This is a genomic window from Bradyrhizobium sp. FW305-F6 (genome assembly GCF_058782905.1).
Genome location: NZ_JBYSYD010000009.1, coordinates 1 through 1,193 on the forward strand (window position 1 = coordinate 1; position 1,193 = coordinate 1,193).

Sequence of the window (1,193 nt, forward strand, 5' to 3'; positions counted from 1 at the left end):
CGCAAGCCGTTTTAGCCGATCTCCACAGGCCAGCTGCGCTTAGAATCTTCCTTCACATTATGATCTGCTGCTGATTATTGGAGCTCTTGTCTAATGAGAAGCGCTTCATCTTCTCGGCTGCCGCGCATGCACAACGCGCCGTTGCCTATCTGCACGACCAGCAGCCGAAGGCAGCAGACGTCGAGGAGGCAGCATGATTAGCGCGCCGCGATCGGCGCCGACGCTTGCCGGCCCTTGCTTATCTGGCGACTAATGCAGAGACCGCAGCCCCTTGCTTGGCCGCTGCGGCCAGCGCTCCTTCATTTCTTGTGCTGCGCGACCGGACGTTCTTGCTCGCCTTTTTTCGAGGTTGGACGACGTTCGGGCTTTGCACGGGTCGTCGAATTTGCCTAGCAAATCTCGCTCGCGGCCTGCGGGTTCACCTTGCGGGCCGCGTAACTCCTGACGGCGAGTTGCGCTTGCGTTCCTGCTTCGGGCCTCGACCAGCAAGCCTTTAGGAATTGCCAGATGTGTGGTGAGCGGTGATCGGGTTCTTTCCTCGGTCTGGGTTTCGATGATCGCAATTCGTGTTCCTCGACCGTTTCTTCTGGCACACCCACGTCGTCCTCGATTGGCATGTCTGACCGAAGGGCGTCGTCGCTTAGGCGCCGCCTCGCTCTTACCCCCGCAACAGCCGGTTACGACTTTCTTCCCCTGGATCGCTGCGCGTCCATTCCTCGCGGAAATCAAGAAAGTCGTGCCCTGGCTGCCCTCTACTGCGTGCCGGCCCCTGCGGGGTGCGGGTCGACCGCCTCCGGTCTGTCGCCAGCCATCGAGGCCGCGATGGGCGCGGCCCGGGAAACTGAAAAGGACACCACAATGGCAACCATCGGCACCTTCACCTCGATCGGCAACGGCTTCACCGGCACGGTTCGTACCCTCGCGCTCAATGCCAGGGCCAAGCTGGTTCGGGTCGATAACCCCTCGGACAAGGGACCGCACTTCCGCATCTTCGCCGGTAATGTCGAGCTGGGAGCGGCTTGGCAGAAGACCGCCAGGGACACCGAGCGCGATTACCTCTCGGTCAAGCTGGACGACCCGAGCTTCCCGGCTCCGATCTACGCCACCCTGATCGAGGTGGAAGGCCAGGAAGGTCTCCAGCTCATCTGGTCCCGCCCGAGCCGGGATTGACGGCCGACGAAGCGGGCCCCCCC

General features: G+C 62.3%; 1 protein-coding gene and 1 pseudogene. Both read left to right on the forward strand.

All coding sequences use genetic code 11. From position 1 onward, the window contains the following. Nucleotides 1-77: 77 nt before the first annotated feature. Nucleotides 78-197 (forward strand): annotated as a pseudogene (locus AC3WLX_RS33765) (antirestriction protein ArdC); the annotation flags it as partial. A gap of 661 nt (nt 198-858) precedes the next feature. After that, nucleotides 859-1,170 carry a DUF736 domain-containing protein gene (locus AC3WLX_RS33770; RefSeq protein ID WP_024342307.1) on the forward strand — a complete coding sequence of 104 codons (312 nt, stop codon included), beginning with the start codon at nt 859-861 and terminating at the stop codon, nt 1,168-1,170. The last annotated feature ends 23 nt before the right edge of the window (nt 1,171-1,193 follow it).

What these genes read in the sequence shown, in the direction of transcription:
- AC3WLX_RS33770 (WP_024342307.1), top strand. Translation starts at nt 859, where the DNA reads ATGGCAACCATCGGCACCTTCACCTCGATCGGCAACGGCTTCACCGGC.